Genomic DNA, 24,237 nt, shown 5'->3' with positions numbered 1-24,237 from the left:
TACCGCCGCTAGTTTGCTCGAATGGAGTCGCCATTTACAAGGGCCGATTGCCAAAAACCGTGCGAAGCCCTTGATAACTCAGGGTTTGTCCGTACCGATCGCAAACTTTTTTGTACCTCCTTTTAAGCGCCTTCTACGGTATTCGCGCCTTTTTCTTCGTTAATGCAATTCGCAATTCAAACGGGATTCGGAATGTCGATAAACAGGTGTTCGATATCGAACGATTCGGACAGATGCTTGCCCACCGCCTGCACGCCGAAACGTTCCGTCGCGTGGTGGCCGGCCGCGAGAAAGGCGACGCCGCTTTCCGCCGCCGTATGCATCACCGACTCCGATACTTCGCCGGTCACGTAGACGTCGACGCCCGCGTTGATCGCCGCGTCGAACATCCCTTGCGCGGCGCCCGTGCACCAGCCGACGCGGCGCAGCTGCATATCGGGATCGCCGAACACGAGCGGCGTGCGGCCCAGCGTTTGCTCGATTTCCGCGCTCAGGTGCGAAAGCGAGATCGGCATTGGCAACGTGGCGAGCCAGCCGAGGTCGTTGTCGCCGAAACGCGCGTCGCTGATCCAGCCCATCTTCTCGCCGATCTGCGCGTTGTTACCGAATTCGGGATGATCGTCGAGCGGCAGGTGGTAGGCAAACAGGTTCAGGTCGTTGGCGAGCAGCAGCTTCAGTCGAGCATGCTTGCGGCCGGTGATCTGCGGCGCCTCGTTGCGCCAGAAGTAGCCGTGATGGACCAGCACGGCGTCCGCGCCCCAATCGAGCGCGGCCTCCAGGAAGGCCACCGACGCGGTCACACCGGTCGCGAGTTTGTTGATCCGGCGGCGCCCTTCGACCTGCAGTCCGTTCGGGCAATAGTCCTTGAAGCGCGCGGTTTCAAGGAGATTGTTCAAGTACAATTCAAGTTCAATCCGATCCATATAGACCTCTTGTCTTCAGATGCTTAGACGCTTTTGGCTGTTATTTGCCCAAGCGGTGACGGTGCTGTTGGCGCTGATGTTCATCATTGCGACCCTCAAACCGCAGTGGCTGCAGCGTCAAGGACAATTCGGCAGACAACTCGCCGAACCCATCGTGGCGCTGCGGGAAGTGGCGCCGGGCATCAGCAAAGGGCACGCCGAAACGTCCTATGCCGAAGCGGCGCAAAAGGCCATGCCCGCGGTCGTCAACGTGTTCTCCAGCAAGGATGGCTCGCTGCCGCCCGACCCGCGCGCCAAAGATCCGCTGTTCCGCTACTTCTTCGGCGACAGGAACAATCGCAAGCAGCAGGAGCAGCCTGCCTCGAATCTCGGCTCAGGCGTGATAGTGAGTTCGGAAGGTTACATTCTAACGAACCAGCACGTCGTCGACGGCGCCGATCAGATCGAAGTCGCACTCGCCGACGGCCGCACCGCCAGCGCGAAGGTCATCGGCATCGATCCCGAGACCGATCTGGCGGTGCTCAAGGTCAACATGAGCAATCTGCCCACCATCACGCTCGGCCGGATGGACCAGACCCGCGTCGGCGACGTCGTGCTCGCGATCGGCAATCCGTTCGGCGTCGGGCAGACCGTGACGATGGGCATCGTCAGCGCACTGGGCCGCAACCACCTTGGCATCAATACGTTCGAAAACTTCATCCAGACCGACGCCCCGATCAACCCCGGCAACTCGGGCGGTGCGCTCGTCGACGTGAACGGCAATCTGCTCGGCATCAACACCGCGATCTACTCGCGCTCGGGCGGCTCGCTCGGCATCGGCTTCGCGATTCCGGTGTCGACCGCGCGCAGCGTGCTCGAGAGCATCATCACGACCGGTACAGTCACGCGCGGTTGGATCGGTGTCGAACCGCAGGACGTGACGCCGGAAATCGCCGAGTCGTTCGGGCTCGATCAGAAGTCAGGCGCGATCGTCGCTGGGGTGCTGAAGAGCGGACCGGCCGACCGCGCCGGCATCAAGCCCGGCGACATCCTGACGAGCGTGAACGGCCAGGTGATCACCGATACGACGCGCCTGTTGAACGTGATCGCGCAGATCAAGCCGGGCACGGCGGCAAAAGTGCATCTGGTACGCAAAGGCCATCAGATCGATCTCGACGTGATGATCGGCAAACGCCCGCCGCCGCCGAAACAGCCGGAAGACGAAAACGGCGGCGATCAGCCGGACGACGAAGGTGGTTAAAGTCAAGGCCGCGACTAACGCAACGAAAAAGGGCAGTCCGTGATGGACTGCCCTTTTCATCTGACGCCTGGCACCGACTCCCGGCACCTCAATTAGACGGCGGCGGACTCGCATCCTCGACGACCACCGGCTGCTTGCCGACGATCAACCGCGCCGCGACGATGCCGGCTTCGTACAGCAGAATCAGCGGAACCGCGAGGATCAGCTGCGAAAACACGTCCGGCGGCGTCACGACGGCCGACACCACGAACGCGCCGACGATCACATACGGCCGGATCTCCTTCAGCTTCTTCAGGGTCACCACGTTCATCCGCACCAACAGGACGACGACGATCGGCACCTCGAACGTGACACCGAACGCGATGAACATCGTGAGCACGAAGCTCAGGTAATTGTCGATATCGGTTGTCATTTCCGCGCCGAGCGGCGCGTTGTAGTGCGCCATCACGCGGAAGATGGTCGGAAACACGACGAAATACGCGAACGCCATGCCGCACAGGAACAGCGTATAGCTGCTCGCCACCAGCGGTGCGACCAGCTTCTTCTCGTGCTGATAGAGTCCCGGCGCGACGAACGCCCAGATCTGGTACAGCACGACCGGCAGCGCGATCACGAAAGCGACCAGCATCGTCACCTTCATCGGTACGAAGAACGAGCCGGTGACGTCGGTGACGATCATCTTGCCGTCCTTCGGCAGATTCATCATCAGCGGCCGCGCGAGCAGTTTGAAGATGTCCGGCGCCCAGTACACGAGCCCGATAAACACGACGATGACGGCGAGCCCCGCACGGATGATGCGGTCACGCAGTTCGACGAGGTGGGAAATGAAGGTCTCTTCGGCGCCTTCGTTCTGGGATTGCTGGGGGTCGCTCACACCGGCCCTCGGTTAGGGATTGTCGCTCTGAACATCAGAAAAACCGCGTCGGACGACGCAGGTTGGCAGGTGTGTGCCGCGCAACGCGCGCGGCGCCCGACTGCACGCGCGTGCGGCGCAGGCTCGCTCGCTTGTACCACGTGGGGGTGGCGCTTTGCTGGACGCGCCAGTTCTTGCGTTTGGGCGCGGCGGCCGGTGTACTGACCGGCCACGAGGTGGCACCGGTGCTGCCGCTGACGCCGCTGCCGGCGTCTTCGAGCGCGCCGCCGGCGATACTCGGCGACACCGACGTACCGCTCTTCCATGCCTCGTTCAGTTCATTCTCGTGCTTGCGCAGATTGTCCTGAACCGCCGTTTCGACGTTGCTGGCGGCCTTCTCGAACTCGGTCTTCATGCGCCGCAGTTCGTCGAGCTCGATTTCGCGCGTGACTTCGGCCTTCACGTCGTTGACGTACCGCTGTGCGCGGCCGAACAGCGCGCCGGCCGTGCGGGCGACACGCGGCAGGCGCTCAGGCCCGAGGACGACCAGCGCGACGACGCCGATCAGCGCCATCTTGGTTAGACCGAGGTCCAGCATGAGGTGAAATGTCCGTCAGAAACGCGGGAACGGCGCAAACGCCGCGGCTTAGCGGTAATCGCCCGATTGCTGCGTCTTTTCTTTCGCTTCGACGTCCACCGCGCCGTTGCGCGGCAACTCGCGCTGCTGCTGTTGCGCGTCGGCCGACGGTGATTCGGCTTCCTTCATGCCTTCCTTGAAGCCCTTCACCGCGCCGCCCAGATCGCTGCCGATGTTGCGCAGCTTCTTCGTGCCGAACACGAGCGCCACGATCAACAGAACGATCAACCAATGCCAAATACTCAACGAACCCATGACTACTCTCCTTAACCCCGACGCCGCATCTCGATGCGGCAAATTTGCCTAACCTGAAGCGCGTGCGCTTCGTCTGCCTCTATCTCTACGTTACCGCAGGTCGCACCAGCTCGCTCGCAAAGTGCGCCGCAGTCTGAACCGCCGTCATTGTGGTCAGGCGATCGCGTCGACGGTATTACACAGCGGTAAAAATAACGACGGCGCTATTGTCCTCGACCAAAACTCGCGGCGGTGTGCTCTCGCCACGCGGCGCGCATGACCCGTGCGCCCGCTCAGCCCATGCGATGCCAGGGGCGCGGTCCCGCGAGAATATGCGCGTGCAGGTGATACACCTCCTGACCACCGCCCGGACCGGTATTGATTACCGTGCGAAAGCCCGTTTCGCCGCCGCTATACGCGACCCCCAATTGCTCCGCCAGTCGAGCGGCCAAGACAAGCATTCTACCAAGCAGAGGCGCGTCGCTTTCCGTGCAGTTCGACAGCGTTGCAATGTGCTTGCGAGGGATCACCAGCACATGCGTTTCTGCCGCCGGACGGATGTCGCGGAAGGCGACGAACTCGTCGTCTTCGTGGACTCTGGTCGAGGGGATTTCGCCAGCGGCGATCTTGCAGAAAAGACAGTTCGGATCGTGACTCATCGTGTTCCTGACGCGGTATGACTTAGGCGAGCGAAGCCGCACGCGACGAGGTTCGACCCGAATGCCGGTCCGCGCGTGCGGACCGGCTAGCGTTCAGACCCAGCCGGCCGGATTCGCGAATGGCTTGTTATCGTACAGATACAGCCAGCCTTTGATAATACGGTACAACATCCATATGCTGACCGCCCACAGCACCGGGATGCCGATCACGACGACCAACAGCAACGCGCCGATCGCATAACCGACGAGGCCCATCCAAAACGTGCGAATCTGCCATTCGAAGTGCGCTTCGTACGGCGTGCCGGCCACGTCGGCCCGTTTCACGTAGTTGATGATGATCGCGACCAGAATGGTGAGCCCACCGGTCAGCCAATGAACCGCATACAGCGCGTACAGCACGTGCGTGAGCGTGCGCAGGCTGCGCTCCCGCTCAGGTTCCATCGCGTGGCGGTAGACCGGCGGCGGGTAGCTTCCTTGCGGCTGTTCCATGCTTGCGTCCTCACGAAGGTGCGGTTACCGCTATATAGGCGCCAGCGCGCGCGAGTTCAAGCGGAAATGCCAGATTTCCGCTCCGGCTGCTCAGTCGCCGTTTGCCTCACGCTCGCGGCTCTTGCGCAGCGCTTTTTCCTCGATGCCCGACAGGCCTTCGCGACGCTCGAGTTCGGCGATCACGTCGGCGGGGCTCAGATTGAAATGCGACAACATCACGAGGCAGTGGAACCACAGGTCCGCGACCTCCCCGACCAGCGCCTTCGGCACGCCGCCGTGGCGAGTGTCCTTTGCGGCCAGCACGACTTCGGTGGCTTCTTCGCCGATCTTCTTCAGAATCGCGTCGTCGCCCTTGTGGAACAGGCGCGAGACGTACGAGGTGTCTGGATCGCCGCCCTTGCGGCCATCGATCAACGCCGCGAGGCGCAACAGCGTGTCGAGCGTGGAAGCCTCGGCGGGCGACGGGTTTTGCGTGGATTGCGTCATTTGTAGATGTGTTCGGGGTCTTTCAGCACGGGATCGACGGCCTGCCAGTCGCCGTCGTCCACCGAGCCTTCGAATTTCTGGAAAAAGCACGAGTGGCGGCCGGTGTGGCATGCGATGCCCGAGACCTGCTCGACCTTCAGCAACACGACGTCTTCGTCGCAATCGAGTCGCACTTCATGCACATGCTGCACGTGGCCGGATTCCTCGCCCTTGAACCACAGGCGTTGGCGCGAGCGCGAGAAATAAACCGCGCGGCCGGTCTCGACGGTCTTCGCGAGAGCCTCGCGGTTCATCCACGCGAACATCAGCACGTCGTTCGTCGACGCTTCCTGCGCGATCACCGGCACGAGGCCGTTCGCGTCCCACCTGACCTTGTCGAGCCAGTTCACTGCCGAAGGATTCGTCACGTCACAACCTCACCGAAATGCCTTGGTCGGCCATGAAGCGCTTGGCCTCGCCGACCGTGTGTTCGCCATAGTGGAAGATGCTCGCGGCCAGCACCGCGTCCGCGTGACCGCTTTTGATGCCGTCGGCGAGATGCTGCAGATTGCCGACGCCGCCCGAGGCGATCACAGGAACCGGCACCGCGTCCGACACCGCGCGCGTCAGCGCAAGGTCGAAGCCGCTCTTGGTGCCGTCGCGATCCATGCTGGTCAGCAGGATTTCGCCCGCGCCGAGCTCGGCCATCTGGCGCGCCCATTCCACCGCGTCGAGACCGGTGGACTTGCGTCCGCCGTGCGTGAACACTTCCCAGCGCGGCGTTTCGCCGTCGGCAGAGACGCGCTTCGCGTCGATCGCGACGACGATGCACTGCGAGCCGTATTTGTCGGTCGCGTCCTTCACGAGCTGCGGATTCGCGACCGCCGACGAGTTCATGCTGATCTTGTCCGCGCCCGCGTTCAGCAGGCGCCGCACGTCTTCGACCGCGCGCACGCCGCCGCCGACCGTCAGCGGAATGAACACCTGCGAGGCGACTGCCTCGATGATCGGCAGGATCAGGTCGCGCTGATCCGAGGTCGCGGTGATGTCGAGGAACGTCAGTTCGTCGGCGCCCTGATCGTCGTAACGGCGCGCGATTTCGACAGGGTCGCCGGCGTCGCGCAGTTCGACGAAGTTGACGCCCTTGACCACGCGGCCCGCGGTGACGTCGAGACAAGGGATGATGCGTTTAGCTAGAGCCATGATCGTGCAATTCTGCCAATACCGCTGATGAGGCCGCTCGCTTGCGGGCAAGCGGCACGGTGCCGGCGCGAGCGGTTGCGTCGCGCCGCGAGTGAAGTGCTGGCCGCAGGCCGCCGAGGTTCCGGTTGCGTGATCGTGCGAAGCGCGCTACCCGGCAAGCCATCGGTCGAGCGAGTGCCGCAAGCCGAGGTGAGTGCCACGCCGGCACACGGCGAAAGCTTCCCGGCAAGCGCGGCCGACGCCGCGCTTAAGCGTCGTCCGCTTCGCGCAGCTTGTCCGCGAGCGTCTGCGCGGCCGCGAAGTCGAGGTCGCCCGAATAGATCGCGCGGCCGCAGATCACCCCTTCGATGCCCTCGCCTTCGACTTCGCACAGCGATTCGATGTCCGCGAGGTTCGACAGACCGCCACTCGCGATCACCGGAATCTTGACCGCGCGCGCAAGGCGCACCGTCGCTTCGATGTTGATGCCCTGCAGCATGCCGTCGCGGCCGATGTCGGTGTAGATGATCGACTCGCAGCCGTAGTCCTCGAACTTGCGCGCGAGGTCGGCCACTTCGTGACCGGTCAGCTTGCTCCAGCCGTCGGTCGCGACCTTGCCGTCTTTCGCGTCGAGACCGACGATGATGTGGCCGCCGAACGCGGTGCACGCGTCCTGCAGGAAGCCGGGGTTCTTCACCGCCGCGGTGCCGATGATCACGTACGACAAACCGTCGTCCAGATAGCGCTCGATCGTGTTCAGGTCGCGGATGCCACCGCCAAGCTGAACCGGAATCTCACCGCCCACTTCGTCGATGATAGCCCGGATTGCATCGCCGTTCTTGGGCTTGCCGGCGAACGCGCCATTCAGATCGACGAGATGTAGACGACGCGCGCCGCGGTCGACCCAATGTCGGGCCATTGCCGCCGGTTCCTCGGAGAAAATCGTCGCCTGGTCCATATCGCCCTGTTTGAGGCGTACACACTGACCATCTTTCAGGTCGATGGCGGGAATCAGCAGCATAGCAATCGGGTGTTATCTGGGAGTGGATTGAAGGTCGGCGGCAGCGGCTGGCGGATCAGCCCGCCGCAATACCGTCTCGCTAGTTTAGTACAACTCTTTCGGCGCTCCAGTGGGGCGCCGGTCGGATGCGGGACCGCGGCACCGCGCGACGCACGCGCGGCAACGGGATAAAGAAAGGCGTTCACGGGTTCCAGTGCACGAAGTTGCGATACACGCGCAAACCCGCCTCGGCGCTCTTTTCGGGGTGGAACTGGGTGGCGAAAATGTTATCCCGCGCTACAGCCGAGGTAAAGGGCACGCCGTAGACCGTCTCGCCCGACGTGTGCGTCGGGTTGTCCGGCACCACGTAGTAGCTGTGCACGAAGTAGAAGAACGCGTTGTCGGCGACGCCGTCCCACAGCGGATGCGGCTGCGCCTGACGCACGCGGTTCCAGCCCATCTGCGGGACCTTGAAGCGCGAGCCGTCGTCCTGCAGGCGGCCTTCGAGCTCGAAGCGCACCACCTTGCCGGGCAACAGACCCAGCCCCGGCGTGTCGCCCTCTGCGCTCCAGTCGAACAGCATCTGCTCGCCGACACACACGCCCATCAGCGGCTTGCTGCGCGACGCCTCGACGACCGCTTCCTGCAAACCGGACGCGCCGAGACTGCGCATGCAGTCGGGCATCGCGCCCTGGCCGGGCAGCACCACGCGGTCGGCCGCACGGATCGCTTCCGGACGATCGACGATCGCCACGTCCGCTTCCGGCGCCGCTTTGCGCAGTGCCTGGGCAACCGAGCGCAGGTTGCCCATTCCGTAATCCACAATCGCTATCGAAGTTTTCATTTCAAGTTGGGCCGCTCTGCCCTCGATCCATCGATGCCGCCGCGCGGCGTCGAACGACGTGCCGGCAAATGCGGTCCTGCCCGATGAGTCGCGTGAAGGTGAGTGGCCTGAAGACGTTGGGGGCGGTGAAACCCTGTGTTAAAGCCTGCTACGGCCGTTCGGTCAGAGACTGCCCTTGGTCGACGGAATCTGTCCGGCCGCACGCTCGTCGAGTTCGACGGCCATGCGCAGCGCGCGCCCGAACGCCTTGAACACCGTTTCGAGCTGGTGGTGAGCGTTGATGCCGCGCAGATTGTCGACATGCAGCGTCACGCCGGCATGGTTCACGAAGCCGCGGAAGAATTCGATCGACAGGTCGACGTCGAACGTGCCGATGCGCGCGCGCGTGAACGGCACGTGGAATTCGAGGCCCGGACGCCCGGAAAAATCGATCACGACGCGCGACAGCGCTTCGTCGAGCGGCACATAGGAATGGCCGTAGCGGCGGATGCCCTTGCGATCGCCGATCGCCTTCGCGACAGCCTGGCCGAGCGTGATACCGGTGTCCTCGACCGTGTGGTGGTCGTCGATATGCAGGTCGCCATGCGCTTCGATCTCGAGGTCGAACAGCCCGTGGCGGGCGATCTGGTCGAGCATGTGGTCCAGGAACGGCACACCGGTTGCCAGCTTCTGCTGGCCGGTGCCGTCCAGGTTGATCTTCACACGGATCTGCGTTTCGCTGGTGTTGCGAACGACTTCCGCAAGGCGCATGGCAATTCCTCGAATCTGGCTTAAAAGCGCTAGTAATGTGGGGTGGGCTAATGGCGGGCTGCTCAGTGCAGCCGTTCCATGCAGCGGCTCGGTGCCGCCGCTCGATGCGGCGGATTACCGCAACACGAGTTTCAGGCCGGCGAGCAACTGCGCGTTCTCGTTCGGCGAACCGACGGTCAAACGCACGCAGTTGTCCAGCAATGGGTGCATTTTACTCACGTTTTTGATCAGGATACGTGCCGTTAGCAGGGTTTCGAACAATACCGACGCATCGGGCACCCGCACGAGCAGGAAGTTGCCCGCGCTGTCGAACACTTCGGCGCCCGGCAGCGCGGCCACCGCCTGCGCGAGCTTCTCGCGTTCGTCGCGCAATTGCGCGGCCTGCGCGTCGAGCACGCCGATGTGGTCGAGCAGGAAATCGGCGGCGGCCTGCGTCAGCACGTTGGTGTTGTACGGCGGGCGCACCTTGTCGAATTCGGTCAGCCACTCGGGCTTGCCGACCAGATAACCGAGGCGGATCCCGGCTAGGCCCAGCTTCGACACCGTGCGCATCACGACGACGTTGTCGAACCGGTCGGCGCGCGGCAGCCAGCTCTTCTGCGCGAACGGCTGATACGCCTCGTCGATCACGACGAGGCTCTTGCCCGCCGCAGCGATGATGCGCTCGATTTCGGCGTCATCGAACAGCGTGCCGGTCGGGTTGTTCGGATACGCGAGATAGATCAGCGCCGGTTCGTGCTCGGCGAGCGCCGCGAGCATCGCGTCGGTATCGAGCGTGAAGTCGGCTTTCAGCGGCACGCCGACGAATTCGAGATGCGCCAGCTTGGCAGACATCTGATACATGACGAAGCCCGGCACCGGGGCGAGCACCTTCGCGCCCGGCTTCGCGCACGCGACCGACATAATGCTGATGATTTCATCCGAGCCATTGCCAAGCAGCACGTCGCAGCCCGCCGGCACGCCCATCACGTGACGGATGCGCTCGATCAGTTGCTCGGGACGCGGCGCTGGATACCGGTTCAACGCGACGCCGGCCAGACGCTCGCCGAGATGGGCGGCAAGTCCCGGCGGCAGCGGGAACGGGTTTTCCATCGCGTCGAGCTTGATGAAACCGGTGGCGTCCGGAACCGGATAGCTCGTCATTGCGAGCACGTCGCTGCGGATGATGTCTTGAGGTGTCGTCATAGCTTCGGGGCCGGGCCGGGCGAAGACTGCCATGTCGGCGTCGTCGGTGCAGGGCGTTCGGGTTGGTCTCTGTCGTTGTTATTGAACGGGGCGGGTGCTCGATGCGTCGCTCGCGCGGCAGTCTCCGCCCTCGCCGCTTCCGTCTCAGCCGCGTTCGTTGTTGTTCTGCCGCATCCGGAATTCGGCACTGCGTGCGTGCGCTTGCAGACCTTCGCCATATGCAAGTTCGGCGGCGATCTCGCCGAGCGTCTGCGCGCCCTCCGCGCTGACCTCGATCAGGCTCGAGCGCTTGAAGAAATCATAAACGCCGAGAGGCGACGAGAACCGTGCGGTACGCGACGTCGGCAGCACGTGGTTCGGGCCCGCGCAGTAGTCGCCGAGGCTCTCGCTGGTGTAGCGGCCAAGGAAGATCGCACCCGCGTGGCGGATTTGCTGCGCCCACTGATGCGGCTCCAGCGCCGAAATTTCGAGGTGCTCCGGCGCAATGTCGTTGGCGATCGCGCAGGCCTCGGCCATGTCGCGCACCTTGATCAGCGCGCCGCGATTTTCGAGCGACGTGCGGATTACCTCGTGGCGCGGCATCGTGGGCAGCAGTTCGTCGATCGCTTCCTGCACACGCGCGATGAACGCGTCGTCCGGGCACAGCAGGATCGACTGCGCGAGCTCGTCGTGCTCGGCCTGCGAGAACAGGTCCATCGCGACCCAGCGCGGATCGGTCGTGCCGTCGCACAGCACGAGAATTTCCGACGGCCCGGCGATCATGTCGATGCCGACCGTGCCGAACACGCGCCGTTTCGCCGACGCGACATACGCATTGCCGGGGCCGCAGATCTTGTCGACCGCGGGCACGGATTGCGTGCCGTACGCGAGCGCGCCCACCGCCTGCGCGCCGCCGATCGTGAACACGCGATCGACGCCGCCTAGCAGTGCCGCCGCGAGCACGAGCGGATTCTTCACACCGTCCGGCGTCGGCACGACCATCACGATTTCGCGCACGCCGGCCACCCGCGCCGGAATCGCGTTCATCAGCACCGACGACGGATACGCCGCCTTGCCGCCCGGCACGTAGATGCCCGCGCGATCGAGCGGCGTCACCTTCTGGCCGAGCACGGTGCCGTCCGCTTCGGTGTACTGCCAGCTATGGCTGCCGCACTCGATCTTCTGCTTCTCGTGGTAGCCGCGCACGCGCGCCGCCGCCGCTTCCAGCGACGCACGCTGCTTCGGCTCGAGACTTTCGAGCGCCGCTTCGAGCTCCGCCATCGGCAGTTCGAGCTCGGCCACGCTTTTCGCATCGATGCGATCGAAGCGGTTCGTGTACTCGAGCACTGCGTCGTCGCCCCGCGCCTTCACGTCGTTCAGAATCTGCGCGACCGCGCGCTCGATGGCTTCGTCTTCGCTCGCCTCGAACGCGAGCACCGCATGCAGCGACTTCTGAAAGTCGGGAGCGGTGGAATCGAGTTTGCGAATCTTGGTAGACATACAGGTATCCGTTTCGGTAAGGCGCTGAGTCGCAGCGTGATCAGCGTGCCATCGTTCAGTCAGGCCGCCGGGGCGCCGGTTTTCGACGACGCATTGGCAAACGCGTCGAGAATTGGCCGCAACGCGGCGCGTTTGAGCTTCAGCGCCGCCTGGTTCACCACGAGGCGCGACGAAATCTGCATGATCTCCTCCACCTCGACGAGATTGTTCGCGCGCAGCGTATTGCCCGAGCTGACCAGGTCGACGATCGCGTCGGCGAGGCCGACCAGCGGCGCCAGTTCCATTGAACCGTACAACTTGATCAGATCGACGTGAACGCCCTTGGCGGCAAAATGCTCACGTGCGGTTTCAACGTACTTGGTCGCGACACGCAGACGCGCGCCCTGGCGCACCGCGTTTGCATAATCGAAACCCGCCGCGACCGCGACCGACATCCGGCAACGCGCGATGTCCAGGTCGACCGGCTGATACAGACCGCTGCCGCCATGCTCGAGCAGCACGTCCTTGCCGGCCACGCCGAAGTCGGCCGCGCCGTACTCGACATAGGTCGGCACGTCGGTCGCGCGCACGATGATCACGCGCAGGTTCGGGTCGGTGGTCGGCAGGATCAGCTTGCGCGAACTCTCGGGATCTTCGGCGACTTCGATGCCGGCCGCCGCGAGCAGCGGCAGCGTTTCCTCGAAGATACGCCCTTTCGACAACGCGAGCGTGAGCGGCGCGCTCACCGCCGGCGACGACGACGTTTGCGGCATCGAACTCATGCCTGGCTCCCGGATACGCGGCGCACCTTCGCACCGATCGCGTTGAGCTTCGCTTCCATGCGGTCGTAGCCGCGATCGAGGTGATAGATACGGTCGATCAGCGTCTCGCCCTCGGCGCGCAGCGCGGCGATCACGAGGCTCGCGGACGCGCGCAGATCGGTGGCCATCACCTTCGCGCCGGACAGTTTCTCGACGCCGGTCACGAGCGCGGTGTTGCCGTCGATCGTGATGCTCGCACCGAGGCGGTTCAGTTCCTGCACGTGCATGAAGCGATTTTCGAAGATCGTCTCGACGACCTGCGACGTACCGTCGGCGATCGTGTTGAGCGCCATGAACTGCGCCTGCATGTCGGTCGGGAACGCCGGGTATTCGGAGGTGCGGAACGTGACCGCGCTCGGGCGCTTGTCCATGCGCACGCGCATCCAGTCGTCGCCTTCCTCGACCGTCACGCCCGCATCGCGCAGCTTTTCGGTGACGGCTTCGAGCAGCAGCGGACGCATCTTGCGCAGCGTGACGTCGCCGCCTGCCGCCGCGACCGCGCACAGGAAGGTGCCCGCTTCGATGCGGTCCGGAATGACCGTGTGCTTCGCACGGTGCAGCTTGTCGACGCCCTGGATCACGAGGCGATCCGTGCCGATGCCTTCGATCTTCGCGCCCATCGCGACGAGCAGATGCGCGAGGTCGACCACTTCGGGTTCACGCGCGGCGTTCTCGATGATGGTTTCGCCTTCCGCGAGCACCGCCGCCATCAAGAGGTTCTCGGTACCGGTCACGGTGATCATGTCGGTGACGATGCGCGCGCCCTTCAGACGCTTCGCACGCGCTTCGATGAAGCCGTGCTCGATCGTGATCTCGGCGCCCATCGCCTGCAGACCCTTGATGTGCTGATCGACCGGACGCGCGCCGATTGCGCAACCGCCCGGCAGCGACACGCGCGCATGACCGAAGCGCGCGACGAGCGGACCGAGCACGAGAATCGACGCGCGCATCGTCTTCACCATCTCGTACGGCGCGACGAGGTTGTCGACCTTCGACGCGTCGAGCGCGACGCGCCCTTCGCCTGCCTCGATACGCACGCCCATCTGGCCGAGCAGCTTGAGCATCGTGCGCACGTCCTGCAGATCGGGCACGTTCTCCAGATGCACCGGATCGGCGGTCAACAGACCCGCGCACAGGATCGGCAATGCCGCGTTCTTCGCACCCGAGACGACAACTTCACCGGAGAGCGGGTAGCCACCTTCAATGATGAGTTTATCCATGCCTGTCGGTTCCTGATCGGCCCGGTTCGCGCCCGGACCTGCTTTGTCTGTGTTCGGCGCGCCGCTGGCTGCGTCGCGCCCTTCGTGAGTAACTCGCACTAAATTTCCAGATTACGCGTTCTGCCATTCGGCGGGCGTCAGCGTCTTCATGCTGAGCGCGTGGATTTCTTCGCGCATGCGCTCGCCGAGCGCCGCATACACGAGTTGGTGACGCTGTATCAGGCGCTTGCCTTCGAAGCTCGGCGAGACGATCGTCGCAAAGAAATGCTGACCGTCGCCTTCGACTGCGAGATGCTCGCACGCGAGTCCAGCTGCAATGTACTGTTTAACCTGTTCGGGAGTCGGCAACATAAGGGAAGCTCCTCGTCAGTGGCGCAGCTTGTAGCCGGTGGCGAGCATTCGCATCGCCACGACAGCCAGCACCACGAAGAAACCGGCGACGATCGCGAGGCTCACCAGCGGGTCGATATCCGACACGCCGAAAAAGCCATAGCGAAAGCCGTCGATCATGTAGAAAAACGGATTGAGCCGCGATACTTCGCGCCACCCGGGCGGCAGCGTATGCGTCGAGTAGAACACGCCCGACAGGAACGTGAGCGGCATGATCAGAAAGTTCTGGAACGCGGCGAGCTGGTCGAACTTCTCGGCCCAGATGCCGGCAATCAGCCCCAGCGTGCCGAGAATCGCCGCGCCGAACATCGCGAACACGATGATGTAAAGCGGCGCGGTGAACGCGAGCGGCACGAACCAGATTGTCACGATGAACACACCGAAGCCGACGCACAGCCCGCGCGCCACGGCCGCGAGCACGTAGGCCGCGAACATCTCGTAGTGCGACAGCGGCGGCAGCAGCACGAACACGAGATTGCCGGTGATCTTCGATTGGATCAGCGACGAAGAACTGTTCGCAAACGCGTTTTGCAGCACGCTCATCATCACGAGACCCGGAATCAGGAAGCTCGTGTATTCGACGCCCGGATAGACCTCGACGTGGCCGCGCAGCGCGTGGCCGAAGATGGTCAGATAAAGGAGCGCGGTGATGACCGGGGCGAGCACGGTCTGGAACGATACCTTCCAGAAACGCAGCAGTTCTTTGTAAAACAGCGTGCTGAATCCACTGTAGCCGCTCATGCGAGCCCCTCGATCACTTCTGGACCGTTCATCACCTGAACGAATACGTCTTCGAGGTCGGCCTTGCGGACCTCGATTTCTTCGAATGCACAACCGGCCGCGCGGCATTGCGCGAGGATGCGCTCGACGTCGTCGTAGCTCGTCAGGCGCAGCAGGTGCTGGCGGCCATTGCCGTTGCCCGCGCCGCTTTCCGCCTCGAGCGGACGCAGATCGGCAGGCAGCACGCCGTGCGCGAAGCGCACGAACAGCTGCATGCCGGCGAAGCGCTGCAGCAGCGTGCTGGTGCGATCGAGCGCAACGACCTCGCCTCGGCGCAGCATCGCGATGCGGTCGCACAGCGATTCGGCTTCTTCCAGGTAGTGCGTGGTCAGCACGATCGTGTGGCCTTCGCGATTCAGGCGCGAGATGAACTTCCACAGCGTCTGGCGCAGTTCGACGTCGACGCCCGCGGTCGGCTCGTCGAGCACGATCACCGGCGGACGGTGCACGAGCGCCTGCGCGACCAGCACGCGGCGCTTCATGCCGCCCGACAGCGCGCGCATGTTGGCATCGGCTTTTTCGGTGAGATCGAGATTGGCCATGATCTCGTCGATCCACGCGTCGTTGTTGCGCAGACCGTAGTAGCCCGACTGGATGCGCAAGGTTTCGCGCACCGTGAAGAACGGATCGAACACGAGTTCCTGCGGCACCACGCCGAGCGCGCGGCGCGCATTGCGGAAATCGTCGACCACGTCGTGACCGCGCACCGCGATGCTGCCTTCGTCGGCGCGGGCGAGACCCGCGAGTATGCTGATGAGCGTCGTCTTGCCCGCGCCGTTCGGACCGAGCAGTCCGAAGAACTCGCCTTCTTCGACCGTGAGGCTGACGCCCTTAAGCGCCTGCAAGTCCTTGTAGCGCTTCTTGACGTTACGAATTTCTATGGCTGACATGACTATGGGCCGCGCGCGTCGCGGCGCCTGAAGTAGCCCCGATGGAGCTTGGGGACGTGCAAATGCTGGAAGAAACGGAACCGGGGCCGATTAGGGGGCCAGTTCAACGCCCCAAAAAAACGTTTGATTATAGGGCAAAAACTGACACCCCCGGCCTGGCCGGAAGGGGGGGACGACGCTAGAGGAGCGTCAATGTCGCGCTGACGCAACCATGCTGGAGGCGACAGGAGAGAGAAGCGTATCGACGCCGTAGGCCTGCGCGAGACTGGCGAGACCGGCCGGCAGATTGATGATTTCGAACTTGTCGCCGCGCGCCGCCGCGGCCCGCACCCACGCGAGCAGGACCGCGAGCGCCGACGAATCGAATTGCGTGAGCGGCGCGCAATCGACGCCGCGCGCGCCGGCCGCAATACGTTGCAGACCCGCCGCGAGCGCGGCCTTCGCGCTCTCGTGGGTCAGCGTCGCGCCGCTGTCGAAGCGGTTCGCGACCTGGTTCAGCACGTCGCTCACGACTGCTTGCCCGCGGCGAGTTGCTGATTGCGCTGCGTGAGGAACTGGATCAGTCCGTCCACGCCCTTCTGCTGGATCTGCTCGTTGAACTGCTGCTGATACGCCTGGATCAGCCACGCGCCGAGCACGTTGAGGTCATACACGCGCCAGCCTTGCGCCGTCTTGTACAGGCGATAGTCGAGTTCGATCGGCTGGCCATTGTTCATCACGACCGAGCGCACCACCGTGTCGGTGTCGTCCGGGTTCATGCGGAACGGCTTGAACTGGATCTGCTGGTCGCGCACCTGCGCGAGCGCGCCCGAGTACGTGCGGATCAGCAGCATCTTGAACTGCTCGACCACCTGGTTCTGCTGCTCGGGCGTCGCGGTGCGCCAGTTGCGGCCCATCGCGAGCTGGGTGGTGCGGCGGAAGTCCGTGTACGGCAGGATCTTTTCGTTGACGAGCGCCGTGATGTGGGTGATGTCGCCCTGCTGGATCGACTTGTCGCCGCGAATTGCGTCCATCACCTGCTGGGTGACGGTTTTGATCAGCGCCTCGGGGGAGTTGGTGTCGACGGTTTGCGCCGATGCGCCCGCGCTGATGAATGAAAACAACACGGCAAACAACGGAATCAGGAAGAATTTTTTCATATCGAGCTTTGCCTCAAAAATAGTGCAACAGGTTGAACGGACCTTATCACGCGAGTTTGACGGCAATCCATGCGCAAACTGCGAGAGTCGTATCGATCTGTTACGGCTGCACGTTCAATGCAATCTGAACGACGGGAAGTTGAAGCGCGTGGGCGGCACCAGCTGACCGGCCGGAATCTGCGTTTCAGGGCCGCCTTTCAGGTCGAGCGGCGGGGTTTCGGTGCCTGACGCGGCCTCCGGCGCCGACGCGCCTTGCGGTGCCGACGCGCCCTGCGGTGCCGACGCGCCTTGCGGTGTCGCCACGGCCGCGCCGGATGCGGGAGCCGCCTTTGCCGCAGCACCCTGCGCGCCCGCGGCGGCGCCCGCCGCGCCGGTTGCAGCGCCGGCCGGCGCACCTGCCGCCCCCGCGGCCGCGCCCGTCTCGCCTTCGTCGTACTTCGGCAGCGGCGCTTCCTCTTCGTAGCTCGGCAGGTCCTGCGGACGCCGGCGGTTGTCCGACAGCAGATACTGGCGGCGCTGCAGATACGCATTGCGCACGAACGAGTATTTGTCGAGCGCCGCGCCTTCCAGCAGGTTGCTCGCGCCGAGCAGGTTCGCGCGCGTATTGACGATGTTCAAGCCCCACAAGCCCCAACTCAAGCCCGGCGGATCGATGTAGCTGATCGGGTTCACGTAGTAGTTGCCGAGCGAGCCGAACGCGTCGCGCACCGTGCTCGGCCCGAACAGCGGCAGCACGAGGTAAGGGCCCGCCGGCACGCCGTAGTGGCCGAGCGTCAGACCGAGGTCGTTGTCGTGCTTGGGCAGCTTCGCGAGCGTCGCGACGTCGAACAGGCCGCCGACGCCGAACAACGTGTTGATCACGATCCGCATGATGTCCGACACGCCGTCCGCGATACGCAACTGCAGCAGATTGTTCGCCGCGATATAGATGTCGCCGATGTTCGAGAAGAAGTTCGTCACGCTGTCGCGCACCGGCTGCGGCGTGACAAACACGTAGCCCTGCGCGACCGGCTTGATCGCATACTGGTCGACCTTGTCGTTGATGGTGAAGATCGTGCGGTTCAGCCCTTCGAACGGGTCGCCCTTGGTCGGCGTCTGCACGGTCGTGCAACCGGCGAGCAGCGCAGCCGCCACGGCGACCTTGCCGAACTGTAGGACGCGCGCGCCGCTGCGCGGGGTCTGCAGTTTCGTCTGCATCGTTGTTCTCCTTATTGGCCTGACTGGCCGGCAGCGCCGGAAGCCGGCGCTGCCGGCGCCGGTGCGGGGGCGGATGCAGCGGGCTTCGCTGCGCCGGAATCCGCGGCCTTGCTATACAGGAACTGGCCGATCAGGTTTTCCAGCACGATCGCCGATTGCGTCATCGCGATGGTATCGCCCGCCTTCAGCATTTCCGAGTCGCCGCCCGGCTCGAGCCCGATGTATTGTTCGCCGAGCAGACCCGAGGTCAGGATCTTCGCCGAAGTGTCTCTCGGAAACTCGAATTGCTTGTCGATATCGATCGTGACGAGCGCCTGGTAGGTGTTGCTATCGAAGCCGATCGACGCGACCCGGCCGACCGTCACGCCGGCGCTCTTTACAGGCGCGCGCGGTTTCAGCCCGCCGATGTTGTCGAACTTGAGCTTGACCGGGTAGGTTGCCTGGAACGACAGCGAGCTCATATTGCCGGCCTTCAGCGCAAGAAATAGCAACGCCACGAAACCCAGCACCACGAACAGGCCGACCCAGAAGTCGAGAACATTCTTTTTCATCGTCATCCCAAAGTGAATCCGCCGCGCCGCCGCCGCTTCCCGCCGTGCGCGGCGCATCGTACGCCGCCGGCAGCCGGCACGCTGCGCGGCCTTAGCTGAACATCAGTGCGGTCAACAGGAAGTCGAGCCCGAGCACCGCGAGCGACGCGTACACGACCGTGCGGGTCGTCGCGCGCGACACGCCTTCCGGCGTCGGCTTCGCCTCGTAGCCCTGAAACAGCGCGACGAAGGTCACCGCGAGACCGAACACCACGCTCTTGACGACCCCGGCGCCGACATCGCGCCACACGTCGACGCCACTTTGCATCTGCGACCAGAACGCGCCGGCATCGACGCCGATCAGCAGCACGCCCACCACGTAACCCCCCAGCACACCGACCGCGCTGAAGATCGCCGCGAGGATTGGCATCGAGATAATGCCGGCCCACAGGCGCGGCGCGATCACGACTTTGACCGGATCGACGGCCATCATTTCCATCGCGGTGAGCTGCTCGCCGGCCTTCATCAGGCCAATTTCGGCGGTCAGCGACGTGCCCGCGCGCCCGGCGAACAGCAGCGCGGTCACGACCGGCCCGAGCTCGCGCACCAGCGACAGCGCGACGAGCAACCCGAGCGCTTGCTCGGAGCCATAACGGTTCAGCGTGTAATAGCCCTGCAGCCCGAGCACGAAGCCGACGAACAGCCCCGATACCGCGATGATCACGAGCGAATAATTACCGACGAAGTGGATCTGCTTCGTGACAAGACGCGGACGGCGCAGCAGCGGGAAAATTTCGAGCACGAGCCGCAGGAAGAAGCGCGTCGCGTAGCCGGCGGTGCCGAGCCCGCTGATGACCGAGCGACCGATCGTACTGATCATGACTGGCCTCCGCCGATGCCGAAGTCCGCCGCAAGCGGCGTCTGCGCCGGATAGTGGAATCTGAACGGGCCGTCCGGCGCGCCGTCGATGAACTGCCGCACGGTCGGGTCGGTCGACGCGCGCAGCTCGTCCGGTGTGCCTTCGGCGAGCACCCCGCCGCTGGACAGGAAGTACACGTAATCGGCGATCGCGAACGATTCCGGCACATCGTGCGTGACGAGAATCGACGTCGCGCCGAGCGCCTGGTTCAGCGTGCGGATCAGATTTGCGGTGATGCCGAGCGAGATCGGATCGAGGCCGGCGAACGGTTCGTCGTACATCATCAGTTCGGGATCGAGTGCGATCGCGCGCGCGAGCGCCACGCGCCGCGCCATGCCGCCCGAAATCTCCGACGGCAGCAAATCGCGAGCGCCGCGCAGGCCGACCGCGTTGAGCTTCATCAGCACGAGGTCGCGCAGCAGTTCTTCGGGGAGATCGGTGTGCTCGCGTAGCGAAAAGGCGACGTTCTCGAACACCGACATGTCGGTGAACAGCGCGCCGAACTGGAACAGCATGCCCATCTTGCGGCGCAGCGCGTAAAGGCCTTCGCGCGTCTGCCCGCCGATGTCCTGGCCATGGAACAGCACCTGGCCGCGTTGCGCGCGCACGAGGCCGCCGATCAACCGCAGCACCGTGGTCTTGCCGCAACCGGAGCCGCCCATGACCGCGACGACCTGACCGCGGCGAAAGCGCAGATTCAGATTCGACAGGACGAGCCGGTCGCCGTAGCCGAAGTCGACGTCGCGCAGCTCGAGTATGGTCTCGGGGGAGGAAGGCACCAAACTGACAATCCTTTTACACGGAAGGCCGAATTATAGGGCCATCATGCAAAAGCTGCGTTGAGGTGCCCCGTTCCTTGACTATGCCTGACGATTATTGCGTAAACGTGTGTTGCAGCGCCGAAACGGCGGCGGCTGGGTCGGCCGCTTCGGTGACCGCGCGCACCACCGCCGCGCAGCCGACGCCGGTCGCGAGCACCTCCGGCAGCACCTGCAGATCGATCCCGCCGATCGCGACGAGCGGCACCACACCGTCGAGCAGCCGCACATAGCGTGCGAGGCGCCGCAAGCCTTGCGGCGCGGTCGGCATGACCTTGGTCGTGGTCGGGAACACCGCGCCCAATGCAATGTAACTCGGACGAAAATGCAGCGCCTTCAGCATCTCGTAAAAGCCGTGCGTGGACAGGCCCAGACGGATGCCCGCGTCGGCCAGCGCGGACAGATCCGCAGTATGAACGTCTTCCTGGCCGAGATGCACGCCGTACGCGCCCGCCTCGAGCGCCGCCTGCCAGTGATCGTTGATGAACACCTGCGCGTCGTGCGCGCGGCCGGCCGCCACACAGCGGGCGATCTCGCGCTTCAGTTCGTCGGCGGGCTCGGCCGACTTGCGGCGCAACTGCACCGTCTTCACGCCGAACCCGACCACCCGCTCGACCCAGTCCGCGGTCGGCAGCACTGGATACAGGCCGAGCTTTTCCGGGCAGCGCGGGAACGCCCTGGCGGGTGCCGGCGGCAGGTCGGTAAGGCGCGGAAAGCGGCCGAGGTCGGACGGGAAAGCGTCGTCGGCGCGGGTCTCGTCGCCGTCGCGCCACGCGAGCGCGAGCACCAGCGCGTCGTGCGGATCGAAACCGCAGTCGAGGAACGCGGCCAGCGCGGGAATCCAGTCTTCCGCCAGATGGCCTTCGAGGCCGTATTTCTCACCGCCCAGATGCAGCGTCGCGCGGTTTTCCGCAGCGACGATCACGCCCGCGCCCCACGTCAGCCAGCGCGCGATCTGCTCGCCGTGCTGCTGCGCGTCGGCGACCACGATCAGGTCGCCACCGTTCGGTTCGTCCGGCGCGGTCAGGCAGATGCGCCACGGCGCGTGGGTCTGCGGCCAGTCGCCAAGCCGCGCGCGGATGCGCTCGGCGGCTTCGATGAGTTCGTCGGCCGTCGGCCAGAACAGATCGCGGTCCTTCAGCGTCAACGACTGCGTCATGCCGCACCTCCATCCTGATGCCAGAACGGCATGCCGACCACCGGCGTGCTCGCGTGCGCACTCTCGCGCTCGGCCATCGGGCCCGCGAGATACGCCTGCCGGCCCGCCTCGACGCCCAGCGCGAACGCGCGCGCCATCGCGTCGGGGTGCGTCGCCTGCGACACCGCCGTATTCAGCAGCACGCCGTCGAAGCCCCACTCCATCACCTGGGCCGCATGCGACGGCACGCCGAGCCCGGCATCGACGATCAGCGGCACGTCCGGCAGCCGCTCGCGCAATACACGCAGCCCGTACGGATTGATCACGCCCTTGCCGGTGCCGATCGGCGCGCCCCACGGCATCAGCGCCTCGCAGCCGGCGTCGAGCAGACGGCGGCCGATCACCAGATCTTCGGTGCAGTACGGCAGCACCTTGAAGCCATCCTTGACGAGCCGCGCGGCGGCTTCGATCAGCCCGACCGGGTCGGGCTGCAACGTGTAGTCGTCGCCGATCAGTTCGAGCTTGATCCACTCGGTCTCGAAGATTTCGCGCGCCATATGCGCGGTCGTCACCGCTTCACCGACGCTCAGGCAGCCCGCCGTATTCGGCAGCAGCGGCACGCCGTGGCGCTTGAGCAGATCGAAGAAGCCGGCTTCCGCGTTGGCCTCGTTCATCTGACGGCGCAGCGCGACGGTGACCATGCCGGGGCGCGCGGCGTGGATCGAATCGGACAGCGATTGCAGCGACGGGTAGCGCGACGTGCCGAGCAGCACGCGGCTTGCGAAAGTTTGACCGTATAGGGTCAGCGCGTCCGCGCTCTCGTGAGAAGTCATTTGCATCATCCTGGTTTGCCGTCGCGGCTAGAACCGACCGCGTGACGGCAATGGGTTTTCGGCGACGGTTGTTGCGTTCGGTATGCAGCAGGCCGGCGCGAGCGCGCTCAGCCGCCCGCGACCGGCTGCACGACGTCGAGCCGATCGCCCGTTTGCAGCGCGCGCGCCGCATGCTGCGCACGCGCGACGAAATCGCCGTTGAGCGCGACCGCGAACGGCGGACGCGCGCCAAAGGCGGCAAGCGCATCGGCGACAGTCGCGCCCTCGGGCAGCGACAACGGCTTCTGATTGATATGAATGTCCATGGTGTTCGAATACGGTTCAATCGATGGCGCAAGCGGCATCGCGTGCGGCACGTTTGCCGCTACGCTCAGGCCGGCTCACGCGCGAAATGCTGTTGGAACAGCTCGCTCCAGCGTGCGTCGCGCCGCCAGCCGGCGAATGCGTCGGCGTCCCGGACACGGCCGTCGAGCAGCGCGCTCGCGAAGCGTACGGCTTCGTCGGCGACTTCCGGCGCGATCATAAAGCCGTGCCGATACAGGCCGTTCACGCGCAACGTGCGCGCGCCGTCCCACAGCAGCGCGGGACGGTGATCGGGCAAGGTCGGCCGGCACTGCGAATTCAGCTCGAGGATGCGCGCCTCGCCGAAGCCCGGATGCACCGAGAACGCCGCGCTCAGCAACTCGAGCGCCGAACGCACGCTGACGGGCGACATGTCCTCGCCCTCCACCTCGGTCGCGCCGATCACGTAGAGGCCGTTCTGCTTCGGCGCGATATACAGCGGGTAGCGCGGATGCAGCAGCCGCACCGGGCGAGTCAGCTGCAGGTGAGGTGCATGCACGCGCGCAACTTCACCGCGGATGCCGCGCAGCGTCGGCAGCACAGGCTTTGCGCCGAGCCCGCGGCAATCGATCGTGATACCGGCGTCGGGCAGCGACGCGTCGTCGATCGGCGTGTTCCAGTGCGTGTCGACGCCGCGCTCGGCAAGCCCCGCGGCGAGCGCGGAAAGCACCTGGCGGTTGTCGAGCTGGCCCTCGCGCGGCAGTAGCCAGCCCTGATTGAAGCGGCCGGCCAACGCGGATTCGGCGGCGCCGAGCTGCGCGCCCGAAAGCGCGACGAAGCCGCCGTCGAGCAACTCGGCCGGCGCGTTCGCGCGCACGCGGCGCTCGAACAGCGGCGCCTCCGTGCGATCCGCGTGATGCCAGACGACGAGCGTGCCGTTGCGCTGGAAAAACACCGGCTCCGGCAGTTCGGCGAGCACGCGCGGCCAGCTTTCGAGCGAACTCGCACCGAGCCGTGTGATCAGCAGCTCGGCGCTCGCGGCTTCTGCCAGCGGCGCGAGCATCGCCGCGGCGACCCACGCGGCAGCCTGCGAGCCGGCGGCATCGCCGCGCTCATAGAGCGACACGCGATGTCCGTCGCCCGCGAGGTGCCACGCGACCAGCCGGCCGCACAAACCGCCGCCGAGCACGGCGAAATCAGGTCGAGCGGAATGGCTCATCGCACCCGCTCCGTTTGACAGCCGCGGGCGAAACCAAAGCGGCACGGCACGCCGGAGCCGGCGCGACGAAGAGAAAGATGCATGTCTGAAGAATAGGCGGTCATCGAGTCCTTTCCGTACGGCCAAAAACGCACGTACCCAG

At 64.8% G+C, this 24,237-nt stretch carries 30 protein-coding genes; 1 reads left to right on the top strand and 29 read right to left on the bottom strand.

Features of this window, described 5'->3' with window-relative positions; all coding sequences use genetic code 11:
- Window positions 1-176: 176 nt before the first annotated feature.
- Window positions 177-923, bottom strand: a complete 747-nt coding sequence (locus QFZ91_RS16695; protein ID WP_176124286.1) for a Nif3-like dinuclear metal center hexameric protein — start codon at window positions 921-923, stop codon at window positions 177-179.
- A gap of 19 nt (window positions 924-942) precedes the next feature.
- Here QFZ91_RS16695 and QFZ91_RS16690 point away from each other — a divergent pair, with 19 nt between their 5' ends.
- Window positions 943-2,163, top strand: coding sequence for a Do family serine endopeptidase (locus QFZ91_RS16690; RefSeq protein WP_176110151.1), 1,221 nt, complete (start codon window positions 943-945; stop codon window positions 2,161-2,163).
- An 88-nt stretch (window positions 2,164-2,251) separates the two neighbouring features.
- Here QFZ91_RS16690 and tatC read toward each other — a convergent pair whose 3' ends face one another.
- The 28 genes from tatC to QFZ91_RS16550 all read right to left on the bottom strand — a co-directional run bounded on the left by tatC (window position 2,252) and on the right by QFZ91_RS16550 (window position 24,095).
- A complete protein-coding gene (tatC, locus tag QFZ91_RS16685; protein ID WP_176124285.1) occupies window positions 2,252-3,037 on the bottom strand; it encodes a twin-arginine translocase subunit TatC in 786 nt (261 codons plus the stop codon).
- 34 nt (window positions 3,038-3,071) lie between these two features.
- Window positions 3,072-3,614 (bottom strand): Sec-independent protein translocase protein TatB, encoded by a 543-nt coding sequence (gene tatB / locus QFZ91_RS16680; protein WP_176124284.1) that lies wholly within the window; start codon window positions 3,612-3,614, stop codon window positions 3,072-3,074.
- A gap of 48 nt (window positions 3,615-3,662) precedes the next feature.
- Entirely contained in the window at window positions 3,663-3,908 is a 246-nt protein-coding gene (tatA, locus tag QFZ91_RS16675) for a Sec-independent protein translocase subunit TatA (protein ID WP_176110148.1), read from the bottom strand.
- Between the two features lie 272 nt (window positions 3,909-4,180).
- Window positions 4,181-4,546: a histidine triad nucleotide-binding protein gene (locus QFZ91_RS16670; RefSeq protein WP_013090689.1), complete on the bottom strand. Its 366-nt coding sequence runs from the start codon at window positions 4,544-4,546 to the stop codon at window positions 4,181-4,183.
- Window positions 4,547-4,639: 93 nt separating this feature from the next.
- Window positions 4,640-5,035: a DUF4870 family protein gene (locus tag QFZ91_RS16665; protein WP_152853628.1), complete on the bottom strand. Its 396-nt coding sequence runs from the start codon at window positions 5,033-5,035 to the stop codon at window positions 4,640-4,642.
- Between the two features lie 90 nt (window positions 5,036-5,125).
- Window positions 5,126-5,521 carry a phosphoribosyl-ATP diphosphatase gene (locus QFZ91_RS16660; RefSeq protein ID WP_176381132.1) on the bottom strand — a complete coding sequence of 132 codons (396 nt, stop codon included), beginning with the start codon at window positions 5,519-5,521 and terminating at the stop codon, window positions 5,126-5,128.
- Entirely contained in the window at window positions 5,518-5,928 is a 411-nt protein-coding gene (gene hisI / locus QFZ91_RS16655; RefSeq protein ID WP_176381131.1) for a phosphoribosyl-AMP cyclohydrolase, read from the bottom strand. Before hisI ends, QFZ91_RS16660 begins: the two co-directional genes overlap by 4 nt.
- A gap of 1 nt (window position 5,929) precedes the next feature.
- Entirely contained in the window at window positions 5,930-6,703 is a 774-nt protein-coding gene (gene hisF / locus QFZ91_RS16650; RefSeq protein ID WP_176381130.1) for an imidazole glycerol phosphate synthase subunit HisF, read from the bottom strand.
- A gap of 247 nt (window positions 6,704-6,950) precedes the next feature.
- Window positions 6,951-7,703, bottom strand: a complete 753-nt coding sequence (gene hisA / locus QFZ91_RS16645; protein WP_169500003.1) for a 1-(5-phosphoribosyl)-5-[(5-phosphoribosylamino)methylideneamino]imidazole-4-carboxamide isomerase — start codon at window positions 7,701-7,703, stop codon at window positions 6,951-6,953.
- Window positions 7,704-7,884: 181 nt separating this feature from the next.
- On the bottom strand, window positions 7,885-8,526 hold the full coding sequence (hisH, locus tag QFZ91_RS16640; protein ID WP_176110144.1) for an imidazole glycerol phosphate synthase subunit HisH: 642 nt from the start codon (window positions 8,524-8,526) through the stop codon (window positions 7,885-7,887).
- Window positions 8,527-8,688: 162 nt separating this feature from the next.
- The gene (hisB, locus tag QFZ91_RS16635) at window positions 8,689-9,276 is read right to left on the bottom strand and encodes an imidazoleglycerol-phosphate dehydratase HisB (protein ID WP_176110143.1); all 588 of its coding nucleotides are present in this window, start codon (window positions 9,274-9,276) and stop codon (window positions 8,689-8,691) included.
- A gap of 114 nt (window positions 9,277-9,390) precedes the next feature.
- Window positions 9,391-10,461, bottom strand: coding sequence for a histidinol-phosphate transaminase (gene hisC / locus QFZ91_RS16630; protein ID WP_429567839.1), 1,071 nt, complete (start codon window positions 10,459-10,461; stop codon window positions 9,391-9,393).
- A 144-nt stretch (window positions 10,462-10,605) separates the two neighbouring features.
- A complete protein-coding gene (gene hisD / locus QFZ91_RS16625; RefSeq protein WP_429567838.1) occupies window positions 10,606-11,940 on the bottom strand; it encodes a histidinol dehydrogenase in 1,335 nt (444 codons plus the stop codon).
- A gap of 59 nt (window positions 11,941-11,999) precedes the next feature.
- The gene (hisG, locus tag QFZ91_RS16620) at window positions 12,000-12,701 is read right to left on the bottom strand and encodes an ATP phosphoribosyltransferase (RefSeq protein WP_176124279.1); all 702 of its coding nucleotides are present in this window, start codon (window positions 12,699-12,701) and stop codon (window positions 12,000-12,002) included.
- Window positions 12,698-13,960 carry a UDP-N-acetylglucosamine 1-carboxyvinyltransferase gene (murA, locus tag QFZ91_RS16615; RefSeq protein WP_429567837.1) on the bottom strand — a complete coding sequence of 421 codons (1,263 nt, stop codon included), beginning with the start codon at window positions 13,958-13,960 and terminating at the stop codon, window positions 12,698-12,700. The genes hisG and murA overlap by 4 nt, the downstream gene beginning before the upstream one ends.
- A 111-nt stretch (window positions 13,961-14,071) precedes the next feature.
- Window positions 14,072-14,311 (bottom strand): BolA family protein, encoded by a 240-nt coding sequence (locus QFZ91_RS16610; protein WP_176381127.1) that lies wholly within the window; start codon window positions 14,309-14,311, stop codon window positions 14,072-14,074.
- A gap of 15 nt (window positions 14,312-14,326) precedes the next feature.
- On the bottom strand, window positions 14,327-15,091 hold the full coding sequence (locus QFZ91_RS16605; RefSeq protein WP_429567836.1) for an ABC transporter permease: 765 nt from the start codon (window positions 15,089-15,091) through the stop codon (window positions 14,327-14,329).
- Complete coding sequence (locus QFZ91_RS16600) at window positions 15,088-16,020, bottom strand: ABC transporter ATP-binding protein (RefSeq protein WP_429567835.1); 933 nt, start codon at window positions 16,018-16,020, stop codon at window positions 15,088-15,090. The genes QFZ91_RS16605 and QFZ91_RS16600 overlap by 4 nt, the downstream gene beginning before the upstream one ends.
- A 189-nt stretch (window positions 16,021-16,209) precedes the next feature.
- Window positions 16,210-16,530, bottom strand: coding sequence for an STAS domain-containing protein (locus QFZ91_RS16595; RefSeq protein ID WP_176124275.1), 321 nt, complete (start codon window positions 16,528-16,530; stop codon window positions 16,210-16,212).
- Window positions 16,527-17,159, bottom strand: coding sequence for an MlaC/ttg2D family ABC transporter substrate-binding protein (locus tag QFZ91_RS16590; protein ID WP_176110136.1), 633 nt, complete (start codon window positions 17,157-17,159; stop codon window positions 16,527-16,529). Before QFZ91_RS16590 ends, QFZ91_RS16595 begins: the two co-directional genes overlap by 4 nt.
- Before the next feature lie 114 nt (window positions 17,160-17,273).
- Entirely contained in the window at window positions 17,274-18,356 is a 1,083-nt protein-coding gene (locus QFZ91_RS16585) for an MlaA family lipoprotein (RefSeq protein WP_429567834.1), read from the bottom strand.
- 11 nt (window positions 18,357-18,367) lie between these two features.
- Entirely contained in the window at window positions 18,368-18,907 is a 540-nt protein-coding gene (gene mlaD, locus QFZ91_RS16580) for an outer membrane lipid asymmetry maintenance protein MlaD (RefSeq protein ID WP_176381124.1), read from the bottom strand.
- Between the two features lie 91 nt (window positions 18,908-18,998).
- A complete protein-coding gene (gene mlaE / locus QFZ91_RS16575) occupies window positions 18,999-19,766 on the bottom strand; it encodes a lipid asymmetry maintenance ABC transporter permease subunit MlaE (RefSeq protein ID WP_176381123.1) in 768 nt (255 codons plus the stop codon).
- Window positions 19,763-20,584, bottom strand: coding sequence for an ABC transporter ATP-binding protein (locus QFZ91_RS16570; RefSeq protein ID WP_176110133.1), 822 nt, complete (start codon window positions 20,582-20,584; stop codon window positions 19,763-19,765). The genes mlaE and QFZ91_RS16570 overlap by 4 nt, the downstream gene beginning before the upstream one ends.
- A gap of 94 nt (window positions 20,585-20,678) precedes the next feature.
- Entirely contained in the window at window positions 20,679-21,782 is a 1,104-nt protein-coding gene (gene thiE, locus QFZ91_RS16565; RefSeq protein ID WP_429567833.1) for a thiamine phosphate synthase, read from the bottom strand.
- Window positions 21,779-22,594 carry a thiazole synthase gene (locus QFZ91_RS16560; protein ID WP_429567832.1) on the bottom strand — a complete coding sequence of 272 codons (816 nt, stop codon included), beginning with the start codon at window positions 22,592-22,594 and terminating at the stop codon, window positions 21,779-21,781. The genes thiE and QFZ91_RS16560 overlap by 4 nt, the downstream gene beginning before the upstream one ends.
- Before the next feature lie 107 nt (window positions 22,595-22,701).
- Window positions 22,702-22,899: a sulfur carrier protein ThiS gene (gene thiS, locus QFZ91_RS16555; RefSeq protein ID WP_026225709.1), complete on the bottom strand. Its 198-nt coding sequence runs from the start codon at window positions 22,897-22,899 to the stop codon at window positions 22,702-22,704.
- 65 nt (window positions 22,900-22,964) lie between these two features.
- Window positions 22,965-24,095, bottom strand: coding sequence for an FAD-dependent oxidoreductase (locus tag QFZ91_RS16550; protein WP_429567831.1), 1,131 nt, complete (start codon window positions 24,093-24,095; stop codon window positions 22,965-22,967).
- Between the last annotated feature and the right edge of the window lie 142 nt (window positions 24,096-24,237).

It is taken from the genome of Paraburkholderia sp. JPY419 (assembly GCF_050435705.1).
Lineage (GTDB): Bacteria > Pseudomonadota > Gammaproteobacteria > Burkholderiales > Burkholderiaceae > Paraburkholderia > Paraburkholderia youngii.
Note: the sequence above shows the minus strand (reverse complement) of the source record. Positions and strands in the feature narration are given on the sequence as shown.

Bases quoted from the DNA above. Each gene is read 5' to 3' on its own strand.
- QFZ91_RS16590 (WP_176110136.1), bottom strand. From the start codon at position 17,159: ATGAAAAAATTCTTCCTGATTCCGTTGTTTGCCGTGTTGTTTTCATTC.
- murA (WP_429567837.1), bottom strand. From the start codon at position 13,960: ATGGATAAACTCATCATTGAAGGTGGCTACCCGCTCTCCGGTGAAGTT.
- hisD (WP_429567838.1), bottom strand. From the start codon at position 11,940: ATGTCTACCAAGATTCGCAAACTCGATTCCACCGCTCCCGACTTTCAG.
- QFZ91_RS16695 (WP_176124286.1), bottom strand. From the start codon at position 923: ATGGATCGGATTGAACTTGAATTGTACTTGAACAATCTCCTTGAAACC.
- hisC (WP_429567839.1), bottom strand. From the start codon at position 10,461: ATGACGACACCTCAAGACATCATCCGCAGCGACGTGCTCGCAATGACG.
- hisA (WP_169500003.1), bottom strand. From the start codon at position 7,703: ATGCTGCTGATTCCCGCCATCGACCTGAAAGATGGTCAGTGTGTACGC.
- mlaE (WP_176381123.1), bottom strand. From the start codon at position 19,766: ATGATCAGTACGATCGGTCGCTCGGTCATCAGCGGGCTCGGCACCGCC.
- thiE (WP_429567833.1), bottom strand. From the start codon at position 21,782: ATGACGCAGTCGTTGACGCTGAAGGACCGCGATCTGTTCTGGCCGACG.
- QFZ91_RS16585 (WP_429567834.1), bottom strand. From the start codon at position 18,356: ATGCAGACGAAACTGCAGACCCCGCGCAGCGGCGCGCGCGTCCTACAG.
- QFZ91_RS16605 (WP_429567836.1), bottom strand. From the start codon at position 15,091: ATGAGCGGCTACAGTGGATTCAGCACGCTGTTTTACAAAGAACTGCTG.
- hisB (WP_176110143.1), bottom strand. From the start codon at position 9,276: ATGCGCCTTGCGGAAGTCGTTCGCAACACCAGCGAAACGCAGATCCGT.
- QFZ91_RS16560 (WP_429567832.1), bottom strand. From the start codon at position 22,594: ATGACTTCTCACGAGAGCGCGGACGCGCTGACCCTATACGGTCAAACT.
- mlaD (WP_176381124.1), bottom strand. From the start codon at position 18,907: ATGAAAAAGAATGTTCTCGACTTCTGGGTCGGCCTGTTCGTGGTGCTG.
- QFZ91_RS16690 (WP_176110151.1), top strand. From the start codon at position 943: ATGCTTAGACGCTTTTGGCTGTTATTTGCCCAAGCGGTGACGGTGCTG.
- hisF (WP_176381130.1), bottom strand. From the start codon at position 6,703: ATGGCTCTAGCTAAACGCATCATCCCTTGTCTCGACGTCACCGCGGGC.
- tatB (WP_176124284.1), bottom strand. From the start codon at position 3,614: ATGCTGGACCTCGGTCTAACCAAGATGGCGCTGATCGGCGTCGTCGCG.
- QFZ91_RS16550 (WP_429567831.1), bottom strand. From the start codon at position 24,095: ATGAGCCATTCCGCTCGACCTGATTTCGCCGTGCTCGGCGGCGGTTTG.
- QFZ91_RS16670 (WP_013090689.1), bottom strand. From the start codon at position 4,546: ATGAGTCACGATCCGAACTGTCTTTTCTGCAAGATCGCCGCTGGCGAA.
- QFZ91_RS16665 (WP_152853628.1), bottom strand. From the start codon at position 5,035: ATGGAACAGCCGCAAGGAAGCTACCCGCCGCCGGTCTACCGCCACGCG.
- QFZ91_RS16610 (WP_176381127.1), bottom strand. From the start codon at position 14,311: ATGTTGCCGACTCCCGAACAGGTTAAACAGTACATTGCAGCTGGACTC.
- QFZ91_RS16660 (WP_176381132.1), bottom strand. From the start codon at position 5,521: ATGACGCAATCCACGCAAAACCCGTCGCCCGCCGAGGCTTCCACGCTC.
- hisH (WP_176110144.1), bottom strand. From the start codon at position 8,526: ATGAAAACTTCGATAGCGATTGTGGATTACGGAATGGGCAACCTGCGC.
- tatA (WP_176110148.1), bottom strand. From the start codon at position 3,908: ATGGGTTCGTTGAGTATTTGGCATTGGTTGATCGTTCTGTTGATCGTG.
- QFZ91_RS16600 (WP_429567835.1), bottom strand. From the start codon at position 16,020: ATGTCAGCCATAGAAATTCGTAACGTCAAGAAGCGCTACAAGGACTTG.
- hisG (WP_176124279.1), bottom strand. From the start codon at position 12,701: ATGAGTTCGATGCCGCAAACGTCGTCGTCGCCGGCGGTGAGCGCGCCG.
- thiS (WP_026225709.1), bottom strand. From the start codon at position 22,899: ATGGACATTCATATCAATCAGAAGCCGTTGTCGCTGCCCGAGGGCGCG.